The sequence below is a fragment of the Roseivivax sp. CAU 1753 genome (assembly GCF_054482575.1).
The window spans coordinates 61423-87501 of record NZ_JBTLRF010000007.1 but is presented as its reverse complement, the minus strand read 5'-3'; the positions used below and the strand labels follow the sequence as shown (position 1 = coordinate 87501).

25 protein-coding genes are annotated in these 26079 nt (G+C 67.2%); 10 read left to right on the top strand and 15 right to left on the bottom strand.

Features of this window, described 5'->3' with window-relative positions; all coding sequences use genetic code 11:
- Window position 1: 1 nt before the first annotated feature.
- The 6 genes from ACXYMN_RS15075 (at window position 2) to ACXYMN_RS15050 (ending at window position 4987) form a co-directional block, all read left to right on the top strand.
- Window positions 2–1426 carry a mannose-1-phosphate guanylyltransferase/mannose-6-phosphate isomerase gene (locus ACXYMN_RS15075; RefSeq protein WP_459014548.1) on the top strand — a complete coding sequence of 475 codons (1425 nt, stop codon included), beginning with the start codon at window positions 2–4 and terminating at the stop codon, window positions 1424–1426.
- 182 nt (window positions 1427–1608) lie between these two features.
- Complete coding sequence (locus ACXYMN_RS15070) at window positions 1609–2058, top strand: c-type cytochrome (RefSeq protein WP_459014547.1); 450 nt, start codon at window positions 1609–1611, stop codon at window positions 2056–2058.
- Window positions 2059–2206: 148 nt separating this feature from the next.
- The gene (locus ACXYMN_RS15065; RefSeq protein WP_459014546.1) at window positions 2207–3181 is read left to right on the top strand and encodes an ABC transporter substrate-binding protein; all 975 of its coding nucleotides are present in this window, start codon (window positions 2207–2209) and stop codon (window positions 3179–3181) included.
- Entirely contained in the window at window positions 3178–3942 is a 765-nt protein-coding gene (locus ACXYMN_RS15060; protein WP_459014545.1) for an ABC transporter permease, read from the top strand. Before ACXYMN_RS15065 ends, ACXYMN_RS15060 begins: the two co-directional genes overlap by 4 nt.
- The gene (locus ACXYMN_RS15055) at window positions 3888–4562 is read left to right on the top strand and encodes an ABC transporter ATP-binding protein (protein ID WP_459014544.1); all 675 of its coding nucleotides are present in this window, start codon (window positions 3888–3890) and stop codon (window positions 4560–4562) included. The genes ACXYMN_RS15060 and ACXYMN_RS15055 overlap by 55 nt, the downstream gene beginning before the upstream one ends.
- Window positions 4559–4987, top strand: a complete 429-nt coding sequence (locus ACXYMN_RS15050; RefSeq protein ID WP_459014543.1) for a cupredoxin domain-containing protein — start codon at window positions 4559–4561, stop codon at window positions 4985–4987. Before ACXYMN_RS15055 ends, ACXYMN_RS15050 begins: the two co-directional genes overlap by 4 nt.
- Before the next feature lie 34 nt (window positions 4988–5021).
- Here ACXYMN_RS15050 and ACXYMN_RS15045 read toward each other — a convergent pair whose 3' ends face one another.
- From ACXYMN_RS15045 to ACXYMN_RS15000, 10 genes are all read right to left on the bottom strand, one after another.
- The gene (locus ACXYMN_RS15045) at window positions 5022–5738 is read right to left on the bottom strand and encodes an LrgB family protein (RefSeq protein WP_459014542.1); all 717 of its coding nucleotides are present in this window, start codon (window positions 5736–5738) and stop codon (window positions 5022–5024) included.
- Window positions 5731–6087, bottom strand: coding sequence for a CidA/LrgA family protein (locus ACXYMN_RS15040; protein ID WP_459014541.1), 357 nt, complete (start codon window positions 6085–6087; stop codon window positions 5731–5733). Before ACXYMN_RS15040 ends, ACXYMN_RS15045 begins: the two co-directional genes overlap by 8 nt.
- A gap of 54 nt (window positions 6088–6141) precedes the next feature.
- The gene (locus ACXYMN_RS15035) at window positions 6142–6777 is read right to left on the bottom strand and encodes an ATP-binding cassette domain-containing protein (protein ID WP_459014540.1); all 636 of its coding nucleotides are present in this window, start codon (window positions 6775–6777) and stop codon (window positions 6142–6144) included.
- Entirely contained in the window at window positions 6770–8422 is a 1653-nt protein-coding gene (locus tag ACXYMN_RS15030) for an ABC transporter permease (protein WP_459014615.1), read from the bottom strand. Before ACXYMN_RS15030 ends, ACXYMN_RS15035 begins: the two co-directional genes overlap by 8 nt.
- Before the next feature lie 89 nt (window positions 8423–8511).
- Window positions 8512–9723, bottom strand: coding sequence for an ABC transporter substrate-binding protein (locus tag ACXYMN_RS15025; protein ID WP_459014539.1), 1212 nt, complete (start codon window positions 9721–9723; stop codon window positions 8512–8514).
- Window positions 9720–10343 (bottom strand): CDP-alcohol phosphatidyltransferase family protein, encoded by a 624-nt coding sequence (locus ACXYMN_RS15020; protein ID WP_459014614.1) that lies wholly within the window; start codon window positions 10341–10343, stop codon window positions 9720–9722. The genes ACXYMN_RS15025 and ACXYMN_RS15020 overlap by 4 nt, the downstream gene beginning before the upstream one ends.
- Before the next feature lie 103 nt (window positions 10344–10446).
- Entirely contained in the window at window positions 10447–11013 is a 567-nt protein-coding gene (locus tag ACXYMN_RS15015; protein ID WP_459014538.1) for a PqiC family protein, read from the bottom strand.
- A gap of 5 nt (window positions 11014–11018) precedes the next feature.
- Complete coding sequence (locus tag ACXYMN_RS15010; RefSeq protein ID WP_459014537.1) at window positions 11019–13481, bottom strand: MlaD family protein; 2463 nt, start codon at window positions 13479–13481, stop codon at window positions 11019–11021.
- A 3-nt stretch (window positions 13482–13484) separates the two neighbouring features.
- The gene (locus ACXYMN_RS15005; protein ID WP_459014536.1) at window positions 13485–14129 is read right to left on the bottom strand and encodes a paraquat-inducible protein A; all 645 of its coding nucleotides are present in this window, start codon (window positions 14127–14129) and stop codon (window positions 13485–13487) included.
- Window positions 14099–14800 (bottom strand): paraquat-inducible protein A, encoded by a 702-nt coding sequence (locus tag ACXYMN_RS15000; RefSeq protein WP_459014535.1) that lies wholly within the window; start codon window positions 14798–14800, stop codon window positions 14099–14101. The genes ACXYMN_RS15005 and ACXYMN_RS15000 overlap by 31 nt, the downstream gene beginning before the upstream one ends.
- A 228-nt stretch (window positions 14801–15028) precedes the next feature.
- On the opposite strand from ACXYMN_RS15000, the gene ACXYMN_RS14995 reads away from it, so the two are divergent.
- Genes ACXYMN_RS14995 through ACXYMN_RS14985 form a run of 3 tightly spaced genes read left to right on the top strand, consistent with a single transcriptional unit; the run spans window position 15029 to window position 19361 of the window.
- Complete coding sequence (locus ACXYMN_RS14995) at window positions 15029–17065, top strand: oxidoreductase (RefSeq protein WP_459014534.1); 2037 nt, start codon at window positions 15029–15031, stop codon at window positions 17063–17065.
- A 2-nt stretch (window positions 17066–17067) separates the two neighbouring features.
- Window positions 17068–18303: an aromatic ring-hydroxylating oxygenase subunit alpha gene (locus ACXYMN_RS14990; protein WP_459014533.1), complete on the top strand. Its 1236-nt coding sequence runs from the start codon at window positions 17068–17070 to the stop codon at window positions 18301–18303.
- Between the two features lie 8 nt (window positions 18304–18311).
- On the top strand, window positions 18312–19361 hold the full coding sequence (locus ACXYMN_RS14985; RefSeq protein ID WP_459014532.1) for an FAD-binding oxidoreductase: 1050 nt from the start codon (window positions 18312–18314) through the stop codon (window positions 19359–19361).
- A 9-nt stretch (window positions 19362–19370) separates the two neighbouring features.
- Here ACXYMN_RS14985 and ACXYMN_RS14980 read toward each other — a convergent pair whose 3' ends face one another.
- From ACXYMN_RS14980 to ACXYMN_RS14960, 5 genes are all read right to left on the bottom strand, one after another.
- Window positions 19371–21002: an AMP-binding protein gene (locus ACXYMN_RS14980; protein WP_459014531.1), complete on the bottom strand. Its 1632-nt coding sequence runs from the start codon at window positions 21000–21002 to the stop codon at window positions 19371–19373.
- A 37-nt stretch (window positions 21003–21039) separates the two neighbouring features.
- Entirely contained in the window at window positions 21040–21867 is an 828-nt protein-coding gene (kynA, locus tag ACXYMN_RS14975) for a tryptophan 2,3-dioxygenase (RefSeq protein ID WP_459014530.1), read from the bottom strand.
- On the bottom strand, window positions 21864–23021 hold the full coding sequence (locus ACXYMN_RS14970) for an acyl-CoA dehydrogenase family protein (RefSeq protein ID WP_459014529.1): 1158 nt from the start codon (window positions 23019–23021) through the stop codon (window positions 21864–21866). Before ACXYMN_RS14970 ends, kynA begins: the two co-directional genes overlap by 4 nt.
- 72 nt (window positions 23022–23093) lie before the next feature.
- The gene (locus ACXYMN_RS14965) at window positions 23094–23894 is read right to left on the bottom strand and encodes an enoyl-CoA hydratase family protein (protein WP_459014528.1); all 801 of its coding nucleotides are present in this window, start codon (window positions 23892–23894) and stop codon (window positions 23094–23096) included.
- A complete protein-coding gene (locus ACXYMN_RS14960; RefSeq protein WP_459014527.1) occupies window positions 23891–24406 on the bottom strand; it encodes a MarR family winged helix-turn-helix transcriptional regulator in 516 nt (171 codons plus the stop codon). The genes ACXYMN_RS14965 and ACXYMN_RS14960 overlap by 4 nt, the downstream gene beginning before the upstream one ends.
- A 460-nt stretch (window positions 24407–24866) precedes the next feature.
- Here ACXYMN_RS14960 and ACXYMN_RS14955 point away from each other — a divergent pair, with 460 nt between their 5' ends.
- A complete protein-coding gene (locus tag ACXYMN_RS14955; RefSeq protein WP_459014526.1) occupies window positions 24867–26066 on the top strand; it encodes an ABC transporter substrate-binding protein in 1200 nt (399 codons plus the stop codon).
- Window positions 26067–26079: the final 13 nt, after the last annotated feature.

The following is a 26079-nucleotide window of genomic DNA, read 5'->3' as shown; positions in this document are numbered from 1 at the left end:
GATGCAGATCATTCCCGTCCTTCTTGCCGGTGGCTCCGGCACCCGTCTCTGGCCCACGTCGCGGCAGGCCTATCCCAAGCAGTTTTCGCCCCTGATGGGGAAAGAGAGCCTGTTTCAGGCGTCGGCGCGGCGCTTTTCGGGGCCGGATTTTGCGCCGCCCGTCATTCTGACCGGCGATCCCTTCCGTTTCATCGTGACCGAACAGCTTGCCGCGCTCGAGATGCAGGCGCGCGCCATCGTGATCGAGCCCGAGGGCCGCAACACCGCGCCCGCGATCCTTGCGGCGGCTCTCATGCTGGCGGCGGAAGATCCCGGCGCGCTGATGCTGGTGGCGCCGTCCGATCATGCCATCGCGGACCCCGCAGCCTTTTGCGACACGGTCATGGCCGCCGTGCCCGCAGCCCAGGCGGGCCAGCTTGTCACCTTCGGGATCTCGCCGGACCGGGCCGAAACGGGCTATGGCTATCTTGAACTTGCCGCGGGCGCCGATCCCGGGGCAGGGGCGGTGCTGCCCCTGCAACGGTTCGTCGAAAAGCCCGATCGCGCCCGCGCCGCGGCGATGCTGGCCTCGGGCAACTATCTGTGGAACGCGGGCATCTTCCTGTTTCGTGCCGATGCGGTGATCGCTGCCTACAAGGCCCATGCCCCCGATCTGGTCGCGCCTGTGCGCGCGGCGGTAGCGGGCTCTGAACGCGACCTCGCCTTTACCCGGCTGGCTCCGGAACCCTGGCAGGGCGTGGCCGACATTTCCGTCGATTACGCCATCATGGAGAAGTCCGACGCGCTGTCGGTCATGCCCTATTGCGGCAAATGGTCCGATCTGGGGGGCTGGGACGCGGTCTGGAAAGAGGGCGGGCCGGACGCCGCCGGCAATGTCACCTCGGCCAATGCCACCGCCATCGACTGCACCGATACGCTCTTGCGCTCTGACAGCGACGCGATCGAGGTTGTGGGGATCGGCCTTGACGACATCATCGCCGTAGCCACCCAGGATGCCGTGCTTGTCGGTCGCAAATCCGAGGCGCAGCGCGTGAAAGAAGCGGTCGCCGCGCTCAAGGCGAAAAAGGCGCATCAGGCCACCGAATTTCCCCGCGATCACCGTCCCTGGGGCTGGTTCGAAAGCTTGGCCACCGGCACGCGCTTTCAGGTCAAGCGCATCGTGGTGCATCCGGGCGCGGCGCTCAGCCTGCAATCGCATCACCACCGGTCCGAACACTGGATCGTGGTGCAGGGCACCGCGCGGGTGACCATCGGCGACGAGGTCGTGCTGGTGACCGAAAACCAGTCCGTCTATATCCCCCTGGGCGAAACGCACCGGATGGAAAACCCCGGCAAGTTCGACATGATCCTGATCGAGGTGCAGACCGGTGCGTATCTGGGCGAAGACGACATTATCCGTTACGAGGACGTCTACGCGCGCAAGTGACCCGCGCGCGAAATGCGACAATAAAACCCTTAGCCTTGCGCGGCCTGTGCGCTAGGTCGTGCTTCCATGACCCAAGAGTCGCTTGCGAAGACCGGGCAACCGGCGCATTTTGCAGCGTGTATGCCGTGTGCGATACGCTTTGCAGCGATATCCAACGGATCAAACCACAAGAAAGGCGAACCATGCTCAAGAAACTTCTCGCAGCCACCTGCCTCCTGGCGCTTCCCGCAAGCTTCGCGATGGCCGAAAGCCATGCTTCCGCCGACGGTGAAATGGGATTCGAGATCGTCGGCGATGCCGAAGCGGGCGAAAAGGTCTATCGCAAGTGCAAGGCCTGCCACATGGTCGGCGAAGGGGCGAAGAACCGCGTCGGTCCGCAGCAGAACGGCATTGTCGGTCGCGCGGTCGCCGCGGACGCAGACTTCAAGTATTCCGATGCGCTGATGGAAAAGGCCGCCGAAGGTGTCATCTGGACGCCCGAAACCCTGTCGGCGTTTCTCGAAAACCCGCGCGAATGGGCCAAGGGCAACAAGATGTCTTTTGCCGGTCTGCGCAAGGAAGACGAGCGTAACGACGTGATCGCCTATCTCGCGACCTTCAACGCCGACGGGTCCGAAGCCGACGACGACTGAGACCGGCCCCGCCGATCGCATCACCGCCCGGCCGCCCTCGTGCGGGCCGGGCGTTTTTGTGCCTCCCCCCCAAAAGTCGCGGTTTCCCAACGGTTGGCATCTGTCACTCTGGTCGCAATCCGGCGTTGTCCGGCCAAGGGAGGAATCGATGAAACATACACTGACCCGTCTGGGGGCGCTTGTTGCCGCCACGCTGATGGCAGGCGCGGCCCTCGCGCAGGATCTGCCGGTCGTGCGCGGTGCCGTACTCAAGATCGGCACCGTCAACTGGGAACTCGCGACCATCGTCGAGAACGGGCTTGATGAAAAGCACGGCTTCAAGCTTGAAATCCTGCCCTTCGCCGACAACGGCGCGACCCGCGTTGCGGTCGAGGGCGACGAGGCCGACATGGCCGTGGCCGACTGGATCTGGGTCGCGCGGCAGCGGGCAGGGGGCAAGGACTACGTCTTCGTGCCCTATTCCAAGGCGGTCGGCAGCCTGGTGGTGCCCGAGGGCAGCAACGCCGAGACGCTGAAGGATCTGGCCGGTGGCAAGATCGGCATCGCGGGCGGACCGCTCGACAAGTCGTGGCTGATCCTGCGGGCCTATGCGCAGCAGGAATACGGGCTCGACCTCAAGGCCGAGACCGAGCAGGTCTATGGCGCGCCGCCGCTGATCTTCAAATCCGGGTTGGGCGGCGATCTGGCCGGGGCGATCAACTTCTGGCACTTTCTGGCCAAGATGAAGGCCGCCGGCATGCGCGAGCTGATCTCGGTCGAGACGGCGGCGACGGCGCTTGGGCTGAACACGGAAACGCCGCTCCTGGGCTATTATTTCAAGGACAGTTTCGTGGCGCAGCATCCCGGTATCGCGCAGGCCTTCTATGACGCCTCGCGCGACGCCAAGGATCTGTTGGCCAGCGAACCCGCCGCCTGGGATGCGATCCGCCCGCGCATGAACGCCGCGACCGATGCGCAGTTCGAACAGCTGAGGGCCGACTGGCTGGCCGGGACGCCCGCGCGCGGCCCCATCGACCTTGATGGCGCTGGCGCGTTTCTGGCGCTGATGAACGATCTGGGCGGCGCCGAGCTGGTGGGCAAGGCCACAACGCTGCCCGCGGGCCTTTTCGCCGAGGTCGAATGACCGCGCGTCCGGGGACCGATCAGCGCCTTGTCACGGCGCTGTCGCTTCTCGGGCTTCTGGGGCTCTGGATCGGGGCGGCGGCGCTGACCGCCGATGCCTCGGTCCTGCCGCAGCCCTATGCGCTGATCGCGCCGTTGCGGGCCGAACTGGCCTCGGGCGAACTGCTTTATCACCTGTCGCAGACCCTGATCCGCGTGGTCTGGGCCTTCGCGCTGGCGATGGGTCTGGGGCTGGTGCTGGGCCTTGCGATGGGCCGGTCCGAACGGTTGAACCGCTGGCTCGATCCGTGGCTGGTGGTGTTCCTGAACCTGCCCGCGCTGGTGCTGATCGTGCTTTGCTATCTCTGGATCGGCCTGAACGAGACCGCCGCGATCCTGGCCGTCGTGCTCAACAAGGTGCCCAACGTCACCACCGTGATCCGCGAAGGCGCGCGCGCCACCTCGCGCGAACATGACGCCATGGCCCGGGTCTACCGGATGTCGTGGATCGACCGTCTGCGCCATGTGACCCTGCCGCAGCTTGCCCCCTTCATCGCGGCGGCGGCGCGGTCGGGCATCGCCGTGATCTGGAAGATCGTGCTGGTGGTCGAGTTCCTCGGCCGGTCCTCGGGCGTCGGCTTCCAGATCCACCTCTATTTCCAGCTGTTCGACGTGGGTATGGTGCTGGTCTACGCGCTGTCCTTCATCGTCGTGATGCTGGTGGTCGAATGGGCGCTGCTGCAACCCTGGGAACGGCGCGTGCGGCGCTGGCGGTCGGCGTGATCCGCATCCGCATCACCGGCAAGCGCTTCGGTGCCTTGCCCGTGCTGGGGCCGGTCGCCTTCGACATCGCCGAGGGCGAAACCGTCGCCATCACCGGCCCCTCGGGCGTCGGCAAGTCGACGCTTCTGCGCATCGTCGCGGGCATCGATGCGGATTTCGACGGCACCGTCACCACGCCCGACCGGATCGCCATGGTCTTCCAGGAACCGACCCTGCTGCCCTGGCGCAGCGTGTTGCAGAACCTGACACTCGTGCACCGGGGCCTGTCCGACCCGGATGCGCGCGCGATGCTGGGCAAGGTCGGTCTGGGCGGCAAGGCCCGCGATTTTCCCGGCCAACTGTCGCTTGGCCAACAGCGCCGCCTGGCCCTGGCCCGCGCCTTTGTCGGCAAGCCCGATCTTCTGATCCTCGACGAGCCGTTCGTGTCGCTCGACCCCGCCACCGCCGAGACGATGCTGGCGCTGACCGAAACGCTCATCGCCGAGACCCGCCCCGCGACGCTGTTCGTGACCCATTCCGACACCGAGGCGCGCAGGCTGGCCACCCGCATCCTCAGCCTGCGCGGCACCCCCGCGACCCTGGCCCCGTTTCCCGTCGCATCACAAGGAGTCAAACCATGAAAGCCATCCACCTTGCCCTCTGCGCGGCCTGTTTCGCGGCACCGGTCACGGCCCACGACTACGGCTTCGCGGGCATTCTCTCGAACGGCAATTCCGGCGACATGCCGGGGCTGACGCTGTCGGCGGGCGAACCCATCGCCGAAGCGCCGATCACGCTTGAATCGGGCAAGGTCTACGAGCTTGAGATCACCTCCGACGGCTCTGCCGAACTGGCGCTGACCGGGCCGGGTTTCTTCCGCGCGATCTGGGTCAACGAGGTGGTGATCAATGGCCTCGAAGTGCGCCCCTTCGGTCTCGAGTCGGTCGAGTTCGACGAGGCGGGCGAGATGGAGATCGAGTTCGTCGCCATCAAGCCGGGGATCTACGAGTTGAAGGTGCCCGGCTCGACCGGCGACACGCAGCGGGTCGAGATCACCATCAAGTAGCATGGGGCAGGCAGGCGCGGGGCAGGGCGCGGGCTCAGAACAGCAGATGCACCACCACCGGCGCCAGCAGCGCCGTCAGGATCGCGTTCAGCCCCATGCCGATACCGGAAAACGCCCCCGCGGTCGAATTGACCCGGAACGCATGCGCGGTGCCGATCCCGTGCGCCGCCAGCCCCACCGCAAAGCCCCGCGCGCGCCAGTCGGTAACGCGCAGCGCGTTCAGCAGCGGCGTGGCGACAATCGCACCGGTGATGCCGGTCAGGATCACCAGAACTGCCGTCAGCGTCGGCTCGCCGCCGATAGCCTCGGACACGCCAAGCGCGACGGGCGCGGTCGCCGATTTCGGGGCCAGCGACAGCAGCGCCTCGCCCCGCATCCCCATGGCCCAGGCGATGCCCAGGGCCGACAGGATCGCCGTCAGCGAGCCCGCGACCAGCGCCGCAAGCATCGGCAGCAGCGTGCGCCTCACCCGCGCGAGGTTGTCGTAAAGCGGCAGCGCCAGCGCCACGGTGGCCGGACCCAGCATGAAATGCACGAATTGCGCGCCTTCGAAATACGTGGCGAAGGGCGTGCGGCTGACCGTCAGGATCCCGGCAATCAGCAGGATCGCCAGCAGCACCGGGTTGGCCACCGGATGCCGGTGCAGCGCCTCGGCGATGCGGTCGGCGATGACATAGGCCGCAAGCGTGACCGCCAGCCAAAGCAGCGGCTCTTCGGCAAGATAGGACCAGAGCCGGAAACCGTCAGTCATCCATCGGCACCCCGGTCAGTTTCGTCATCAGCACGAAGGTGCCCACGGCGGCCAGGATCGCCAGCACCGTCGAGCCGACCAGCGCCAGGACCAAAGCCGCGCCATGCTCCGCGAAGGTGCCCAGATGCGCCGTGATGCCGACCCCGGCGGGCACGAACAGCAGCGACAGATGCGCCAGCAGCCCGGCGGTCGTGGCCCGCATCGCCTCGGCCAGCGGCGGATACAGCACGAAGGTCACAAACAGCGCGCCAAAACCCACGACCGGCCCCGGCACCGGCCAGTCCAGCAGGCGTGACAGGGTCTCTCCGCCAAGCTGGAAGACCAGCAGGATGGCAATGTTGCGGATCATCGGGCGGGCTTTCTGCGCGGTGTCACGCGACGCTAGAGCAGCGCGGCACCCCCATCAACCGCCCAGCGTCACAATCGGCCCGCCCGCCGCCTCCGCATCCTCGCGGTCATGGGTCACCATCAGCACCGGCAGGCCGCGGCTTTGCGCGCGGTCAAAGACGAGGGCGCGCATCTGCGCCCGCCGGTCCGCATCGAGCCCCGAAAACGCCTCGTCCAGCAACAGCGCGCGCGGCTCTGACAGCAGCATCCGCGACAGCGCCACCCGGGCCTTCTGCCCGCCCGACAGGGTCGCGGGGTCCCGCTCCGCAAATCCCGCAAGCCCGATCTCGTCCAGTGCCGCGGCGATCTTTTCGGCGCGCGCCCGGCGTCCGCCCCCGGGGCTCAGCCCGAAAGCCAGATTGGCCCCGACCGACAGGTGCGGAAACAGCAGGTCGTCCTGGAACAGGATGCCGATGCGGCGGGCTTCGGGGCGCAGTCCGGTGATGTCGTGGCCGTCCAGCAGCACCCGGCCCGAAAAGCGGAAGGCCGGCAGCAGCGTGCCGGTGATCAGCGACAGAAGCGTCGACTTGCCGACGCCCGAGGGCCCCATCACGCTCAGCACCTCGCCGGGCGCCACATGGGTGTCGAGCGCCACCAGCGGCGCCGTGCCGCGAAAGATCGCCACCTGCTCCAGTGTCAGCCCCTCAGCCATGCATCCCCCGCCGGTTGCGCCAGAGCAGCGCCGGGATCAGCAGCGCTGCCGCGAAAGGCACCATCACCGCCAGCGTCTGGGTGACACCGTAGACGCCGATCGCCCGCCGGTCGCCGCCCGAGGCAAGTGCCACCGCCTCGGTGGTCAGGGTCGCCACGCGCCCGCCACCGACCAGCAGCGTCGGCAGGTATTGCCCGACGCTGACCGCGATGCCGACGGCGGCGGCGGTCAGGATTGGCCGCGTCAGCATCGGCAGCCGCACCCGCCACAGCACGCCCGCGGGCTGTGCCCCGAGCGCGCGCGCGACGATACCCTGCCGGGCCTCCCAGGCGCGCCAGGGATCGCCCAGCGACAGAAAGACATATGGCAGTACGAAAACCAGATGCGCCGCGATCACCGGCCCCAGCCCGGCATGGAACCCGCCCATCAGGAACAGCGTCTGCAAGCCCGGCAGAAAGGCGATCTGCGGCACCACCAGCGGCAGATAGACCAGCCACAGCCCCGCCTGCGACAGCGCCCGCCCGCGCCGGTACTCGGCCTCGAGGCAGCCTATGACAAGGATCAGCGCCAGGGCGGTGGCCACCAGTGCCACCAGCGCCGTGACCACCGTCGTCTCAAGCGCCTGCGGCCCGTGCCGCGCCCAGCTGCGCAGATCGAAGCTTTGCGGCAGCGGGTCCGGAAAGCCCCAGAACCCGGCCAGGGACCACACCCCAAGGCAGAGGATCCCGCCCAGCACCGCGGCGGTGGAAAAGGTTGCGGCGACGACGCCCAGCGGGCGGAGAAGCCGGTCCCAGCCCACGCCGCGCGCCCCGCGCGCGATCCAGGCGCGGCCCAGCCGCGCCACCACCCATTCGCCCGCGCGCCAGACCGCCAGCGCACCCACCACCAGCGCCAGTTGCAGCAGCGCCGCGGCCGAGGCCGTCAACCGCATGGCAAGGTCCGGATCGGCCATCCAGCGCACCACCTGCACGGACAGCGGCGGCGGCGTCGACGGGCCAAGGATCAGCGCCACATCCACCACCGACATCGAATAGGCCAGCACCACATAGACCGGCAGCCGGATCTGCGCGTAGATCGCCGGGAACACCGCCTTCAGCCAGCCGATCACCCGGCCATAACCCGCCGCCTGCGCCACCCGCATCCGCCGCGTTGCATCGGCCTGTCCCATCGCCGCCAGCCCCATCAGCAGCAGGAACGGCATCTCCTTGGCGACCAGTCCCGCCACCATCGCCAGCCCCCAGCCATCCTGCACGATCAGCAGGTCCGGCGGCCGGTCCCATCCGGTCAGCCAGGGCGACAGCGCGCGGGCCACCCAGCCCGACGGCGCGATCAGGAACGCCAGCCCGAACGCCATCGCCGCGTGCGGCACCGACAGCAGCGGCGACAGCAGCCGCTCGAGCGCGCGGAACGCCCGCGTTCCGGACCAGCCCGCGAACAGCAACACCACCCCGCCAAGCGCCAGCACCGTCGCCAGCAGACCCGAAACCACCGACAGCCGCATCGCCGCGGGCAGGCCGGGCCAGTCGAGGAGGGACCGGAAGGCGTCCAGCGACCAGTCGCGCAGCCCCGCCGCGGGCAGATAGCCGAACGCCGGCGCCAGGGTGCCCGCCAGCCCCGCCGCCACCGGCCCCAGCATCACCAGCATGGTGATCACCGGCAGCACCGCGACCGGGCCTGCACGGGCGGGAAGGGCAGGGCGGGGCGTCACCTGTGCGTCACCTGTGGCAGCAAGGCTTACTGCACGACGCCGTAGCGCTCGATCCACTCCTGACCGATCCGCACCATCCAGCTGGGATGCGGTTCGGGCTGGACCGGGCCCAGCTCTGCGGGTGACAGGGTGGCAACACCCTGATCGAGCGCGGCAAAGGCCGCGCGGTCGGCCTCGGGCAGGGCGTCCATCGACAGCACCGTGCCATAGCCCAGAACGTCGGGGTCCTGCGCGCGCAGCTGCGCCTCGGGCGACATCAGCGCGTTGGCGACCACCATCGCGCCCTCCTTGGACCCGGAATTGTAGGGGATTGCCACGAAGCTCGCATTGCCCAGCGTGCCCGCTTCCAGCACGAAGGTCCGCACGCTGGGCTGCAACTGGTTGTTGGCAATCGCCGCCGAGGCCTCTCCGGGCGAGAACGAAATCGCAAGGTCGATCTCTCCGTCGGCCATCAGTTGCAACTGCGCGGGGCCGGTCGCCGGATAAGCCTGACCCTGCCGCCACAGCACCGGCGTCAGCGCATCGAGGTAGTCCCAGAGCGGCGCCGTCACCGCCTGAAAATCCGCCTCAGCTTCGGGGCGCGCCAGGATCGCGTTGTCGTCGGTCAACTCGATCAGCGTCTGTTTCAGAAAGGTCGTGCCCAGAAAGTCGGGCGGCTGCGGATAGGTGAAGCGCCCGGGGTTCGCGATGGCCCATTCCAGGATCGCCTCGGACGAGGGCAGGGGGGCTTCAAGGTCGGCGCTGTCATACATGAACACCACCTGCGCCATCGCCCAGGGGGCTTCGTAGCCGTCGGTCGGCACGGTGAAGTCGGTGCGCACGGTCTTGCCGTCCACATCGACGAATTGCCAGTTCGGCAGCGCCTCGGCGAAGGGGCCGAACAGCAGCCCGGCGTCCTTCATGGCGGCAAAATTCGGCCCGTTGATCCAGATCAGATCGACCGCGCCGTCGGCATCCGCGCCCGCCTGCTTTTCGGTCAGCACCCGCGTCACCGCGTCGCCGGTATCGGACAGCTTCACATGCTCCAGCGTGACGCCATGGTCCTCGGCCACCTTGTCGCCGATCCAAGCGATGAAATCGTTGGTCGCGGTTGATCCGCCCCAGGCGTGCCAATAGACCGTCTGGCCTTCGGCGGCATCGGTCACCGCGCCCCAGTCGGCGGGGTCGGTCTGGGCGAAGGCGGGCAGGGCCAGGCCCATGGCGGCCACCAGCGGCAGCGCTTTGATCGGATGCGTCATTGGGTCTCCTTGGGGTCGGTGAAAACGCGGCGCGCGGCCCAGAGCCGCAGTACAGCCGTCAGGTAGCACAACGTGCCGAATATCCACGCAAGCGGCGCGAAATGGGTTTCAAACAGGCACAGGATCACGAAAAAGACGATGGTTTCCGTCCCCTCCAGCAATCCGTTCGAGAAATAAAGCGACTTCGTTCCCTGCGCCGAGGTCGCCATGGCGCGCTTCTCGGCAAGGATGGCGAAGCCCAGGAAGCTGGTGCCGTTGAAATAGAAGGCCGCCAGCAGGAAGGCCCCCGCCAGCCCGTTCGCCGCCGGATCCAGCGCCACGAAGGCCAGCGGCACCGCGCCGTAGAACAGAAAGTCGCTGGCAATATCGAGGTAGCCGCCGAAGTCGGTGGTGTGACTGGCCCGCGCCACCGCCCCGTCCAGACCGTCCGCAAGGCGCGAGGCCAGAAGCGGCAGCAGCGCCCACCCGACCGCGCCCAGGGCGATCATCGCCGCCGCGACCAGCCCCAGGACCAGCCCCGCCAGCGTCACCGCATTGGCCGTCACGCCCACGCCCGCAAGCGACCGCCCTGCCGCGTCAAGCGGCGGGTCGATCAGGGGCCGGATACGGGCGTCGAACATGGGTGCAGCACCGTTGGACAGGGCAAGTGCGCCCATGAATGCACCCTGCCCGCCAAGCCGTCCATTCCACCTACGGGAACGTGAAGCCCCAGAGACGAATGTTTCAGAGCCCTTCGCGGGCGATCAGTTCGGCCAGCCGCGCCACGGCCCGGCCCCGTGCGGCGGCAATCGCGGTGGCGGAAAGGTCCTCGCCCAGGATCGGCTCTTCGATCGAGAACTGCCCGGAAGCGGCGCGGCCCCCGGCTTCGGGCGCGATGAAATACTGGCCCGAAAGACGGAAGACGCCTTCGGCAGTGGCCAGCATCTCTTCGATCCGCACATCGACCGTGGCGGCGGGGAAGGGGCGGAACGGCCACGGCTCGGGCGCGACCGTGACGCCGGTGATGGTGCCCAGATCGCGCGCCAGTTCCAGGGTGATCGCGCGGGCCGGAATATCGGCCCAGAGCGGCCCCGCGGGCGAGATGGCTCCGTCCGCGCCGCGCACGTAGATGTCTTCCGAGGCGGCGTAGGTCGGCAGCGTCACTTCGGACACTTCCAGGCTCGGGAAGCTGGACGACACCCGTGCCTCGGGCAGCACCACCGGGGACGCGAAGCGCGCCTCGCCGCTGCAGGCTGCCAAGAGGGCCACCACTCCAAAGGCAGCAATCCTGCCCGTCTTGATCATCAACATATGTCTTACCGTCCCAGAATGAGCGAATTCGGATTGCGTTCGATGGTGCGGGCCAGCCGCTCGATGGCCGAGGCTGCGGCCTCGATCTGGCGGATCGCCCCTTGCGTCTCGCGCGAGAATTGCGAGTCGCGCCCGTAGGCACCAAGGGTCGCCCCGGCCTGATTGGCCACGACCCGCAGTTGCGCCGCGATACCCGGCAGAAGTTGCGTCGCCTCCTCGATGGCCGAGGCCGCATCCCGGGCCGAGGCCAGCGTCGCGTTGGTGCTGTCCACCAGACCGCCTTCGCGCAGCTCCGACAACATCAGGCTGAGCTGGTTCAAGGCGCCGTTCAGCTCTTCCGGCAGCGCGCGGGTCGAGGCCTGATCGATCAGCGCATCCGCCGAGGTCAGAAGGTCCGTGGTGCGCGCGGCCAGTGTTTCAAGCGACACCTCGCCGACATCGCGCAGGATCGCGTCGGCCTGTTCGACCAGCGCGGGCAGGCCTTGCGCCGCCTCTTCGACACTGGCGATGGCGCGGGTCAGTTGCGTGGTTACGTCCTGCCGCTCGATCTCGGCCAGGATCGTGGTCAGCGACCCCGAGATTTCCTGCAGATCGGCCATCACCACCGAGACCTGGTTCGGCAGCCCTTGGGTGTCTTCGCTTTCGGCCACGGTGCGCAGCGACGTCAGGATGCTTTGCAACTCGTCCAGCGCGGCGGTCACGTTGTCCGGTATCGCCTGTACCGCCGGGCTGGCGATCAGCGTTTCCGCAGAGGCCAGAATGTCCGAGATATCCGCGGAAAGTTCGGTCAGCGGCACCTCCTGCGCCTCGGCCAGAATGGTATCGACCCGCGCCAGCAGGCCGGGCAGACCGTCGGCCACTTCGCCGACCCGGTCGACCGCGCCGACCAGCGTATCGGTCAGGCCCTGGCGTTCCAGCTCTGCCAGGATGTTGTTCAGCGACCCCGAGATTTCCTGAAGCCCCGACAGCATGTCCGACACCTGCGCCGGAATGCCCTGGGTCTCGTCGCTTTCGGTAACGCCGCGCACCGCGGCAAGGATGCCGCGCAGCTCTTCGGGCGCGTCCTGCAAGGCCTGGCTTCCGATCAGCGCGGTGGCATTGTCGAGGAACCCGATCGCCGACTGCATGACCTCTTCGATGGGCAGGTCGTTGACCCGTTGCAGCACGCCCTGCGCCGAGGTGGCCACATCGGTGATGTCGGCGTCGGCGGTGGGCAGGATCGGATAGGGATCGGCATCGCGGATCAGCGTCGCGGGCGCGACGTCGTCCAGATCCACGAGCGAGATCTTCAACCCGCCGGTCAGCAGCGACGCGTTGGTCAGCCGCCCGCGCAGGCCATCCGCGACGCGCCGCTCGAGGAAGTCGAGAAGGTCGTCGCCATCGGCCCCTTCGCCCAGCCCGATCCGCCCCGGGTTGATCCGCAACGTGGTCAGCAGGCGCACATTGTCGTCGCCAAAGCGCTCGGGGTTGACGACGCCGGTCAGCGATGCCACCTCGCCGACGCGCAGTCCGCCCAGTTCCACCGGCGCACCGGCGGCAAGACCCGCCAGGTTCTGCTCGAAGATCATCGTCATGGTGACGCTTTCGCCATCGCCCTCCACAAGGAAGTCGTCGCGCGCGGCCTCCTCGCTGCCGAACAGTTCGAACACGGCATCCTCGGCCAGTTGCGTGCCGCCCGAGCCCATCGTCTCGAAGGTGATGCCGCCGGTGATCAGCGATGCGAAGCTGTCGAAATTGAGCCGCGCCCCCGACGCCCCCAGCGAGAACGAGAAGCCCGACACGTCCCAGAACCGCGTGCCGGTGGTGACAAGATCGGTATAGGGCGCGAAGATGACCGCGCGGGTCCGCACCTCGGTGCCGTCCCGGTTGATCTCTCCGGCGGCGACCTGGCCGACCTGCACGCCCTTGTAGACGATGGGGGTATTGGCCCCGGGCAGCCCCTCGGGCGAGCGGATGGTGAATTCGATGCCCTGTTGGTCGGCCCCCAGCAGCGGCGCCGAGGACAGCCCCTCGAATTCGGGCATGAAGCCGCCCGGCGTGCCGTCCCAGACACCCTGGATATAGACCCCGGACAGCACCGTATCGAGCCCCGAGACACCCTGCGCGCTGACCTCGGGTCGCACCACCCAGAAACTGGCTTCGTCGTCGACATAGTCGGCCAGCGCCTTGTCGATCCGCACGCTGACGCGGACCTGCGCCAGGTTGTCGGTAAAGCTCACCTCTTCGACCAGACCGACCCGGATGTCGCGGTAGCGCAGCACCGTCTCGTCGGCCTTGACGCCGGCGGCGTTGTCAAAGGTGATCTCGATCAGCGGACCCTGTTCGTTGAAGCTGTTCCAGGCCGCGCCGAGCGCTACCAGAAGCGCGATGATCGGGATCAGCCAGACAAAGGAAATGCGGTCCGCAAGCGACGGCTTGCTGTCCTCGACGGGAACCGGATCGGGGGACGGGATGCTGCTGTCGGTCATGGATCAGGTAATCTTTCGGGGTTTGTCGCGACGCTGCGCATCCCAGATGAGCCTTGGATCGAAGGCCTGGGCCGAGAACATCGTGCAGATAACGGAAATGGCGAAGGTCAGCGCCGCCGGGCCCGGCTGGATCGAGGCCACGACGGACAGCTGGACCAGCGATGACAGGATGGCGACGACGAAAACGTCGATCATCGACCAGCGGCCGATGAATTCGACAAGTTCGTACATGTGGGTGCGGGTGCCGGGCGACACGTTGGTGCCGCGCTGCGACGAGAGCGCGAGAAAGGCGATGGCCAGGAACTTGCCCACCGGGATCAGCACCGACGCGATCAGGATGATCGCCGCGACGCCGTAGCTGCCGTGATGGGCGATCTCCACCGCGCCGCCGATGATCGTGCTTTCCGAGTTCGACACCAGCGTGTTGGTCTTCAGCATCGGATAGAGATTGGCCGGGACATAGGCGATCACACCGGCAAGCCACCACGCCCAGACCTTCTGCAGGCTGTTGGTGTCGCGCGACTTCAGGTGGCTGCCACAGCGCCCGCAACGCGCCTGACCGATCGGCCAGACCCGCGAGCAGCGGCGGCAGGCCACAAGGCCCGCATCGCGCGCGGTTACTCTTCTTCCAGCTCGAGCGATTTCCATACAGACCAGGTACACAGAAAGTTGTCGTTGATGAGGATCAGCACCACAAGCGCGCTGAACATCCAGAAGGCGGGGCCGAAGCCGATTTGCGCCAGAGCGGCCACCTTGACCAGCGCCACGGCCACGCCGATGGCAAAGATCTCGGCCATGGCCCAGGGCTTGAGTTTCTGGGACCAGCGAAAGGCGTGTCGGGCATGCGGCAGGGTCGGGCGGTCGCGCACGATGGGGATCAGCACGTAGAGAATCAGGAAGGTGCGCAGCAGCGGGATGAAGATGATCGCCGCCGCCACCAGAAACGACAGGAACACCATGTAGCCCGACTGGAAACTCGACGCCGCATCGAGGATCGAGGTGGAGTTGCCGAAGCCGCTGGCGTTGATGTCGAGGAACGGAAAGAACAGCGCCGCGATGACCAGGATCATCACCGTCAGCGTGATCGCGATCATCTTGGCCCCGGCCTTGCGCCGCGGCGCGATCAGGACCGTGTGACAATAGCGGCAGATCGCGCGCTTTCCCTTCTCGGGTTGGCGCGCGACATACAGCGCATCGCAATTGGGACAGGCGATCAGGTCTTCGATCGGCACCGTCTCGGGCGCGGTGTGGGCAGTGGCATCAAGCGGCATCGACGGAAACGGCTCTCCAAAGCCTGCGGCGAGGTGGTGGACCGCCATGCGCGGGACCCTGCCTGCTATGGCCATGACGGTTTATACCACCCTGCGACGGGATCGCCAGCCCCTTGATTCCCGTGGGCCCGCGGGAGCGGCCTGCGTTGCAGCGCGGTCGCAAAAGGGCAATGCCGTGTCGCCTTGCGGCACGCGTCCGGCGCGGCTTCGGCTGAGGGTCGTGACAAGCATTCCATGCGCCGGACCGGTCCCGTGCGCCTTTCAGCGAGACGCCCCATGCGCAACGATCCCCTGCTGCAGCCCTACCGGCTCAAGCATCTGACGCTGAAAAACCGGATCATGACCACCGCTCATGAACCGGCCTATCCCGAAGACGGTATGCCCAAGGACCGCTACCGCGCCTATCACGAAACCCGCGCCCGCGCCGGTGTGGCGCTGGCAATGACGGCCGGATCGGCGGCGGTGTCGCGCAACTCTCCGCCGGTGTTCAACAACATCCTTGCGTACAAGGACGAGGTGGTGCCCTGGATCCGCCGCCTGACCGATGCCTGCCACGAGCATGGCTGCGCGGTGATGATTCAGCTCACGCATCTGGGCCGCCGCACCCATTGGGCCAAGGGCGACTGGCTGCCCGCTGTGTCGCCGGGCCACGAACGCGAAGCCGCGCACCGGGCCTTTCCCAAGATGCTCGAGGATTGGGACATCGAGCGCATCATCACCGACTACGCCGATGCCGCCGAACGCATGCAGGCGGGCGGCATGGACGGGATCGAATTGCAGGCCTACGGGCACCTGATGGACCAGTTCTGGTCGCCGCTGACCAACGCGCTTGACGGGCCTTACGGTGGCGATCTCGACAACCGGCTGCGGTTCACCTGGGATGTGCTCGACGCGATCCGCGCGCGGGTCGGCGACGACTTCATCGTCGGCATCCGCTACACCGCCGACGAGACGCTGGAAGGCGGCATCGGCATCGACGAGGGGCTCGAGATTTCGCGCAGGCTTGCCGACAGCGGCAAGGTCGATTTCCTGAACGTGATCAAGGGCCATATCGACACCGACCCGGGTCTGACCGACGTGATCCCGGTGCAGGGCATGAAGAACGCGCCCTTCATCGATTTCGCGGGCACCATCCGGCGCGAAACCGGCATGCCCACCTTCCACGCCGCCAAGATCCCCGATGTCGCCACCGCGCGGCACGCGGTCAGCGCCGGGCTGATCGACATGGTCGGCATGACCCGCGCCCACATGGCCGACCCGATGATCGTGCAGAAGATCGTCGAGGGGCGCGAGGACGACATCCGCCCCTGCGTCGGGGCCACCTATTGCCTCGACCGGATCTATGCGGCGGGCGATGCGCTTTGCATTCACAACGCCGCCACTGGGCGCGAACTGACCATGCCGCATGTGGTCGAACCCGCCGCCGAAAAGAAGAAGGTGGCCATCGTCGGGGCCGGTCCTGCCGGGCTTGAGGCCGCGCGCGTCGCCGCCGAGCGGGGCCATGCCGTCACCGTGTTCGAGGTGCAGCCCGATCCCGGCGGGCAGGTGCGCCTGACCGCGCAATCGCCCCGCCGGCGCGAGATGATCTCGATCATCGACTGGCGCATGGCGCAATGCGCCGCGCGCGACGTGGAGTTCTGTTTCAACACCTATGCCGAGGCCGAGGACGTTACAGCACTTGCGCCCGACGTGGTGATCGTCGCCACCGGCGGTCTGCCCCACACCGAGGTCTGCGAGACCGGCAACGATCTGGTGGTGTCCTCCTGGGATATCATCTCGGGCGATGTGAAACCGGGCAGCCGCGTGCTGGTCTATGACGACGCGGGCGACCACGCCGGTCTGCAAGCCGCCGAAATCATCGCGAAGTCGGGCGGACATGTGGAAATCATGACGCCCGACCGCAGCTTTGCGCCCGACGTGATGGCGATGAACCTGGTGCCCTACATGCGGTCGATGCAGGGGCTCGATACGCGCTTTACCGTCACCTACCGACTGCGCGACGTGACCCGCAACGGCAACATGCTGACCGCCCATATCGGCACCGATTATTCCGACCACCGCGAGACGCGGGAGTTCGATCAGGTCGTGGTCAACCACGGCACGCGCCCGATGGACGAGCTGTATTTCGCGCTGAAACCCGCCTCGCGCAATCTTGGCGCGGTCGATTCCGACGCGCTGATCGAAGGCCGCCCGCAACACGTGACACGCAACCCCGACGGGGCCTTCGCGCTTTACCGCATCGGCGACGCGGTCTCGGCCCGCAACACCCATGCCGCCATCTACGACGCCCTGCGTCTTGTGAAGGATATCTGACCATGAGCGCCCAATCCGAGATGCTCGCCCACTTGATGCGCCGCCGGAAGGGCCATACCCTGCCGCGCGCGCTTTATATCGACCCCGACATGTTCGACGTCGACATGGACCGAATCTGGTATCGCGACTGGATCCTTGTCGGTTCGTCCGCCGAAATTCCCAAGACCGGCAACCACATGACGATCCAGATCGGCGACTATTCCGTCATCGTCGTGCGCGGGGCCGATGGGATCGTGCGGGCGTTCCACAATTCCTGCCGCCATCGCGGATCGCGGATCTGTCAGGCGGCCAAGGGATCGGCGCCCAAGCTGGTCTGCCCCTATCACCAATGGACCTACGATCTGGACGGCACGCTGCAATGGGCGCGTGACATGGGGCCGGAATTCGACCCCGCGCGGCACGGGCTGAAGCCGGTGCATATCCGCGAGGCGGCGGGCATCCTGTTCCTGTCGCTCAGCCCCGAGGCCCCGCCTTTCGACGCGCTGGCGGCCGAGGCGCAACGCTATGCCGGGCCGCACAGGCTGGCGGACTGCAAGTTGGCGCACGAGACCACCATCGTCGAGAAGGCCAACTGGAAGCTGGTGATGGAGAACAACCGCGAATGCTATCACTGCTCGGGGTCGCACCCGTCGCTTTGCGTCAGCTTCGACGACAACCCCAACATCGCGGGCGACGGGTCGGGCAAGGACGACCCCGCCATCACCGCGCATCTGGCCAAGTGCGAGGCGGCGGGCCTGCCCTCGACCTTCACCATCGCGCCGGATCAGCAATGGCGTTTCGTCCGCGTGCCGCTCTTGGGTCGCGCGGTCAGCTATACGATGGATGGCGGGCAATCCTGCGAAAAGCTGGTCGGCGACGTGACGATCCGCGATGCCGGATCGCTGCTGTTCTTCCACTATCCCAACAGCTGGAACCACTTCCTCGGGGATGTGGTGATGCTGTTCTCGATGATGCCGATCGGGCCGCAGGAAACCGCTGTCACGACCAAGTGGTTCGTGCATCAGGACGCCGTCGAGGGGCGCGACTACGATCTTGACCGGCTGACGACGGTGTGGATCCACACCAACGACGAAGACCGCGCCATCGTCGAGGAAAACCAGCGCGGCATCAACTCGCCCGCCTATGAACCCGGCCCCTACAGCATGCTGCAGGAATCCGGCGTCGCGCAATTCGTCGACTGGTATTGCGAAACCCTGACATCGCGGCTGACCGGGCGCGCGCTCTACGCCGCGGAATAGGCAGGGCCATGGCAGATTTCTGGACCGATGACGAAGAGCTCGAATGCACCATTGTCGTGCCCGAGGCCCCGAACGTGCGCACCTTCGCGTTCCGGTCGCCCTCGGGGCGGCCCTTCGACTACAGGCCCGGGCAGTTCATCACCCTTGCGCTGCCGGTGCCGGGCAATCCGGTCGAGCGGACCTACACGCTGTCCTCGGCCCCGTCGCGGCCCCTGACGCTCAGCGTCACGGTGAAACGTCACGCGGGCAGCGTCGGCACCGCCTGGATGTTCGACCACCTCAAGCCCGGGATGCGGCTGCGCGCCTACGGGCCCGCCGGGCAGTTCACGCTGGGCAATCCGCGCGGCAAGTACCTGTTCATCGCGGCGGGGTCCGGCATCACGCCGATGATGGCGATGGCGTCCTACCTGTACGATTTCGGCGACCAGCCCGATGCGCGCCTGATCGCCTGCGCCCGCCGCCCGTCCGAGTTGATCTTCAAGCAGCGCCTGATCCACATGGCCAGCCGCGTGCCCGGCCTGCATCTGAGCTTTGCGGTCACCGAGGAAGAACCCTACGAGGTCTGGACCGGCTATCTCGGGCGGCTCAACCAGCTGATGCTGGGCCTGATGGCCCCCGACTACCTCGACCGCGAGATCTATTGCTGCGGCCCCGAGGATTTCATGACCATGGTCCGCGAGGCGCTGGCGGGCATGGGCTACGACATGGACCGCTACCACCAGGAAAGCTTTGCCGCGCCCGCCGCCCTGGCCGAGGACGTGCCCGCCTTCGACGACCCGCTGCCGCAAGAGGCCGCCGACGCCGAGGTGTCCTTTGTCCGTTCCGGCGTCACCGTGCCCTGCCACGAGACCGATACCATCCTCGCCCTTTCGCGTGCGAAAGGTTTGCGCATCCCCTCGGGCTGCACCTTCGGCATCTGCGGCACCTGCAAGGTCCGCAAAACCGCGGGCGAGGTGCATATGGTGCATAACGGCGGCATTTCGGAAGACGACATCGAAGCGGGCTATATCCTCGCCTGCTGTTCCCACCCCAAGGGCCGCGTCGAGATCGAGGCCTGAGGCGCGCCGTTATGTGTGTTTCAGGCGGAAGCGCTGGATCTTGCCGGTTTCGGTCTTGGGCAGCGCGTCGATGAACACCACCCGGCGGGGGTATTTGTAGGGCGCGATGGTGGCCTTGACGTGCTCTTGCAGGGCAAGGGCGCAGGCGTCGTCGCCGGTCACACCTTCGGCCAGCACCACATGCGCCTCGACGATCTGGCCCCGGTCCGGGTCGGGCGCGCCGATCACGGCGCATTCGGCCACGGCATCGTGCGACAGAAGCGCCGCCTCGACCTCTGGCCCGGCGATGTTGTAGCCTGACGTCAGGATCATGTCGTCGTTGCGTGCGGCAAAGTGCAGATAGCCGTCATCGTCCATCACGAAGGCGTCGCCGGTGATGTTCCAGCCGTCGTGCACGTAATCCGCCTGCCGCGCGTCGGCGAGGTAGCGGCACCCGGTCGGCCCGCGCACCGCAAGGCGGCCCACCGTGCCGCGCGCCACCTCGGCCCCGTCTTCGCCGATCACCTTCGCCTCGTAGCCCGGAACCGGCTTGCCGGTGCAGGCCGGGCGGTGGTCGTCGAAGCGGTTCGAGATGAAGATGTGCAACAGCTCGGTGGCGCCGATCCCGTCCAGCATGGGCTTGCCGGTCTTGGCGATCCATTCCTCGTACACCGGTGCGGGCAGCGTCTCTCCGGCCGATACCGCCGCGCGCAGCGACGTGAGGTCCGCGCCCTCGTCCATGGCGCGCAACATGACGCGGTAGGCGGTCGGCGCGGTGAAACAGACCGTGGCGCGATGCGTCTCGATGATCTCGATCATGTTCGGCGGTGACGCCTTTTCCAGCAGCGTCGCCGCCGCCCCGAAGCGCAGCGGAAACACCGCCAGCCCGCCCAGCCCGAAGGTGAAGGCCAGGGGCGGCGAGCCGACGAAGACGTCCTCGGGGGTGACCTTCAGCACATGCCGGGCATAGCCATCGGCGATGATCAGGATATCGCGGTGGAAATGCATCGTGGCCTTGGGGCTGCCCGTCGTCCCCGAGGTAAAGCCCAGAAGCGCCACGTCGTCGCGCCCCGTGGGCACCGCGTCGAAGCCCACGGGCTTTTGCAGCGCCAGCCGATCCAGTTCGGCGTCGTGGTTCGAGGTGCCGTCGAACCCCACCACCTGCCGCAGGTGCCCGCTGGTCTTGGCACAAAGCGCCATCTCGTCCATCAGCCGCGTGTCGCACAGCGCAAAGGCGACCTCGGCCTTGTCGACGATCTGCGCAAGCTCGCCCGCGCGCAGCATCGGCATGGTGTTGATCACCACCGCGCCCGCCTTGGTCGCGGCCAGCCACGCGGCCACCATCGCGGGGTTGTTCGCCGACCGGATCAGCACGCGGTTGCCGGGCCGCACGCCCAGATCGTCCACCAGCGCATGCGCCAGCCGGTTGGTCCAGTCCGCCAGCTCCTTGTAGGTGCGGCGCCGGCCATTGCCGATCAGCGCCACCCGGTCGCCATGGCCCTTGGCGACCATGGCATCGGTCAGCTCCACGCCGACGTTCAGCCGCTCGGGGTAGTCGAACCCGTCGAGCAGGAAATCCGGCCATTGATCCCGTGGCGGCAGGTTGTCGCGCGTGAAGGTGTCGGTATGGGCCGAGGGGCCAAGCGGATCGGTGCGGTTCATGGCGCGTACTCCCTTTGACGCGGCCCCGTCTTCGGGCTCAGAGATGGGTGCGGACGTGCCAGAGCTCGGGGAACAGCTCGACCGCCAGCATCTTTTTCAGATAGGCAACCCCGGCAGTGCCGCCGGTGCCGCGCTTGAAGCCGATGACACGTTCCACGGTGGTGACGTGGTTGAAGCGCCAGCGGCGGAAGTAATCCTCCAGATCGACCAGCTTTTCGGCCATCTCGTAAAGCCGCCAATGCCCGGCGGTATCGCGGTAGATTCCGGCCCACATGGCGGTGACGGTCTCGTCGGGGCCATGCGGTGCACGGGCGGGGGCGGCGATCAGCGCGTCGGGCACCGGCTTGCCGCGCCGTGCGGCAAAGGCCAGCACCTCCTGGTACAGCGACAGCCGCGCCAACTCGCCCTCAAGCGCCGCCGTGGCCGCCGGATCATGCGCATGCGCCTGCATCATCGCGAGGTTGCGATTGCCAAGCGCAAATTCGATCAACCGGTATTGCAAGGACTGGAACCCCGAGGACTGCCCGAGCCGCGCGCGAAAGGTGGTGTAGTCGGACGGCGTCATGGTGCGCAGCACGTCCCAGGCGTTGTTCAGCTGCTCCATGATCCGCGCCACCCGCGCCAGCATCTTGAAGACCTCGTCGACGCGGTCCGCCGCCAGCGCCCGGCGCGCGCTGTCCAGTTCGACCAGCATCAGCTTCATCCACAATTCCGACGTCTGGTGCTGGATGATGAACAGCATCTCGTCGGGCGCGTCGCTCAGGGGATGTTGTGCATCCAGCAGCCGGTCGAGGCGCAGGTAGTCGCCATAGGACATCCGGTCGGCGAAATCGGTGACGGCCCCGGTCTCGTGCGGATCGCTCATCGCGCCCCCTCCGCCAGCGCGGCGCGCGCGATGATCACCTTCTGCACGTCGGACGCGCCCTCGTAGATGCGCAGCGCCCGGATTTCCCGGTAAAGCCGCTCGACCACCTGGCCCGACCGCACGCCGTCGCCGCCATGCAGCTGGACCGCGGCGTCGATCACCTTCTGCGCCTCGTCGGTGGCATAAAGCTTGGCCATCGCGGCCTCGCGGCTGACCCTTGGCGCGCCCCGGTCCTTGGCCCAGGCGGCGCGGTAAACCAGCAGCGCGGATGCATCGACGCGCAGCGCCATCTCGGCGATATGGCCCTGCACCATCTGCAACTCCGCCAGCGGTTTGCCCTGCACCTCGCGCTGGGTGACCCGCGCCAGCGCCTCGTCCAGCGCGCGCCGCGCGAACCCAAGCGCCGCCGCCGCCACCGTGGTGCGAAACACGTCCAGCACCGACATGGCAATCTTGAAGCCCTGTCCGGGCGCGCCGATCATCGCCGTCTTCGGGATCCGCGCACCGGTGAACCGCAGAGTTGCCAGCGGATGCGGCGCGATGGTCTCGAGCCGCTCGGCGATCTCCAGCCCCGGCAGATCGGCGGGCACCACGAAGGCCGACAGTCCCTTGGCCCCGGGTCCTTCACCGGTCCTGGCAAACAACGTGTAGACATCGGCGATCCCGCCATTGGAAATCCAGGTCTTCTCGCCCTCCAGCACGTAATGATCGCCGTCCTCGCGCGCGGTCATGGTGGCATTGGCCACGTCCGAGCCTGACTGCGGCTCGGTCAGCGCAAAGGCCGCGATGGCCTTGCCCCTTCGCGTCAGCGGCAGCCATTCGGCCTGCTGCGCGCGGCTGCCGAACAGCGACAGCGCCCCGGTGCCCAGCCCCTGCATGGCAAAGGCAAAATCCGCCAGCCCGTCATGGCGCGCCAGCGTCTCGCGGCTCAGGCACAGGGTGCGCACATCCAGCGGTTTCGGATCTTCCGGATCGACCGCCGTCGGCATCAGCCAGCCACCCGCCCCCAGCCGCGCCACCAGATCGCGGCAAGCGGCATCGGTGGCAGCGTGATCGATCGGGCCGTAGCCCGCCATCCAGCCCTCCAGCGCGCGCGCGTGATCGCCATGCGCCGCCTCTAAAAACGGCCAGTCAAGAAAACTCCGGTCCGGCAAGGCGCGTCCTTCCTGTCTTTCCATTTTCCAAATACGCCACGCAACAGCGCCACCGGCGCATGGTCACCAATCTCAATTGCCTTCGAACACCGGCTTTTCCCGGGCCGCGAAGGCCGCGTAGGCGCGGGTGAAATCGGCGGTCTGCATGCAGATCGCCTGGGTCTGGGCCTCGGCCTCGATGGCCTGATCCAGCGACATCGACCACTCCTGGTCGAGCATGGTCTTGGTCATCATATGCGCGAATCCCGGCCCCGCCGCGATCTGCCGGGCCAGATCCTGCGCCGCCTGCTCGAGCGCGTCCGGCGCCACCACGCGGTTCCAGAACCCCCAGGCTTGCCCTTCCTCGGCGCTCATGGACCGCCCGGTATAAAGCAGCTCTGCCGCCCGGCCCTGGCCGATGATGCGGGGCAGCATGGCGCAGGCGCCCATGTCGCAGCCCGCAAGGCCGACGCGGGTGAACAGGAACGCGGCCTTGGCGTCGGTCGAGCCGATGCGCAGGTCCGACGCCATGGCGATGATCGCGCCCGCGCCGACGCAGATGCCGTCCACCGCCGCGATGATCGGCGTGCCGCAATGGATCATCGCCTTGACCAGATCGCCGGTCATCCGGGTGAAGGCCAGCAGCTCTTTCATGGTCATCTTCGTGAGCGGGCCGATGATGTCATGCACGTCGCCGCCCGAGCAGAAATTGCCGCCGTTCGAGCCGAAGACCACCGCCTTGACGCTGTCATCGGCGGCCAGCGCGCGGAACCAGTCGCGCAGCTCGGCATAGGACTCGAAGGTCAGCGGGTTCTTGCGGTCGGGCCGGTCGAGCCGCAGCGTCGCGATGCCTTCGGCGATGTCGCAGCGAAAATGCGTGGTGTCGGTGTTCATGTGTCCTCCTTGGCGGGCCGTGCAGCGGCGGCCAGCGCGTCGAAGCGGGCCGACAGGCGTGCCGCCTCGTCCGCCGAAAATCCGCCCAGCATCTCGGCGATCCAGGTTTCGTGCGCGGTGGCCTGGGCCGCGAATTCCTCTTGTCCCTTGCGGGTCAGCCGCACCAGCGAGGCGCGCCTGTCGCCCGGCACCTGCACCCGCTCGACCAGCCCGTCATCGGCCAGCCGGTCGACGATGCCGGTGACGTTCCCGTTCGAGACCCGCAGCACGCCCGACAGCGCGCTCATCTTCAGGCCCGCGTCATAGCGCGCCAGTGCGGCCAGCACGTCAAAGCGCGGCAGGGTGCCGTCGAACTCCGTGCGCAGGCGGTCGCGCAGCACCGCCTCCGTGCGGCGCGACAGCTTGAGGATGCGCAGCCAGAGCCGCAGGCGTTCCTTCGAGGTCTGCGCCGAGATCTCGGTGCCGACAATGTCGGGGCCGGGTGTCGCATCGGTGTCACGCCACTGTCCCATGATCCCGCGCTGCTCCTTTCCGTCGAACCCGGTCTGTCGATCCCGGTCTGTCGAACCCGGTCTGTCGATCCCGGTCTGTCGAACCCGCTTTGTCGCATCCGGTCTGTCGCTTCGATCTGCCGGTCCCGGTGGGCTGTTCGGTCCCCCAAGGGCGCGGCCCGGCGCATCCGGTATCAAAACGCTAGGCGCGGCCAAATTTTATTTCAAGCAAAAAAGGTTTGAGCTTGAAATATTACGATTCCCGGTTAACCATCGGCCCTCAGCCTGTTCCGACCCGGTCGGTGGCGCGGGTTCGGGGATCATTGGCGTTGACCGCCCGCATGATCCACGGTCCTCTGCCAACCGGGCCAGACGAAAGGATGCGCCGCACGGGTCATCGACCGGGCGCATCACGCCGCAACCGCCCGGCACGACGCCCGACAGAGGCGCGGCCGACACCAGACCAACCGGGAGAACGACCATGACACTCAAGACCACACTGCTTGCCTCGACCTCTGCCACGCTGGCGCTGACCGGGGCGGCCTTCGCCGCGGCCCATGCCGAAGCCCCGGCCTCGGCCTCGGACGATGTGTTGAAGATCGGCCTCGTCTATACCCTGTCCGGCCCTGCCGCCGCCCTGGGTGAACAGGCCAAGAACGGCTTCATGCTCTATGCCGAACAGAACCAGATGCTGGGCGGCATGAAGACCGAGATCATCGTCGTCGACGACGAACAGCGCCCCGATCTTGCCTCTGACCGCGCCCGCGAACTGGTAGCTCGCGATGCGGTCGATTTTGTCGTCGGGCCGATCTTCTCGAATATCCTGATCGCCATTCACCGCCCGGTGACCGAAAGCGGCACGGTGCTGATCTCGACCAATGCGGGCACCTCGAACTTCGCGGGCGCGGAATGCCACCCGAACTTCTTCGTGACCTCGTATCAGAACGACCAGAACCACGAGGTCATGGGTGCCTATGCGCAAAGCCAGGGCTATCAGAACGTGTTCCTGATGGCGCCCAACTACCAGGCCGGCAAGGACAGCCTCGCGGGGTTCAAGAATTCCTACACCGGTGGCGTCGCGGGCGAGGTCTTTACCGAGCTGGGTCAACTCGACTTCTCGTCCGAACTGGCGCAGATCGCGGCGTTCCAGCCCGATGCGCTGTTCACCTTCATGCCCGGCGGCATGGGTGTGAATCTGGTCAAGCAATACAACCAGGCGGGGCTGTCGCGCATCCCGTTCCTGTCGGCCTTCACCGTCGACGAAACCACGCTGCCCGCGACGCAGGATGCCGCCGTGGGTCTGATGGGTGGGGCCAACTGGGCCCCCGATCTGGACAACGCCGCCAACCAGGCCTTCGTGTCGGCCTATATCGAGAAATACGGCGCGGTGCCCGGCACCTATGCGATGCAGGCCTATGACGCGGCCCAGCTGATCGACAGCGCGGTGGCCGAACTGGGCGGCGATCTGACCGACCGCGCCGCCCTGCGCGCGGCCATCGCCAAGGCGGATTTCGACAGCCCGCGCGGCGATTTCAGCTTTGGCGTCAACCAGTACCCGGTGCAGGACTTCTATCTGGTCGAGGCGGTGAAGCGCGATGACGGCTTCTTCGGCACCTCGATCCGCGAGAAGATCTTCGACGATTACGTCGACAACTACGCCGCCGACTGCACCATGGAGTAAGCGACCGGACGAG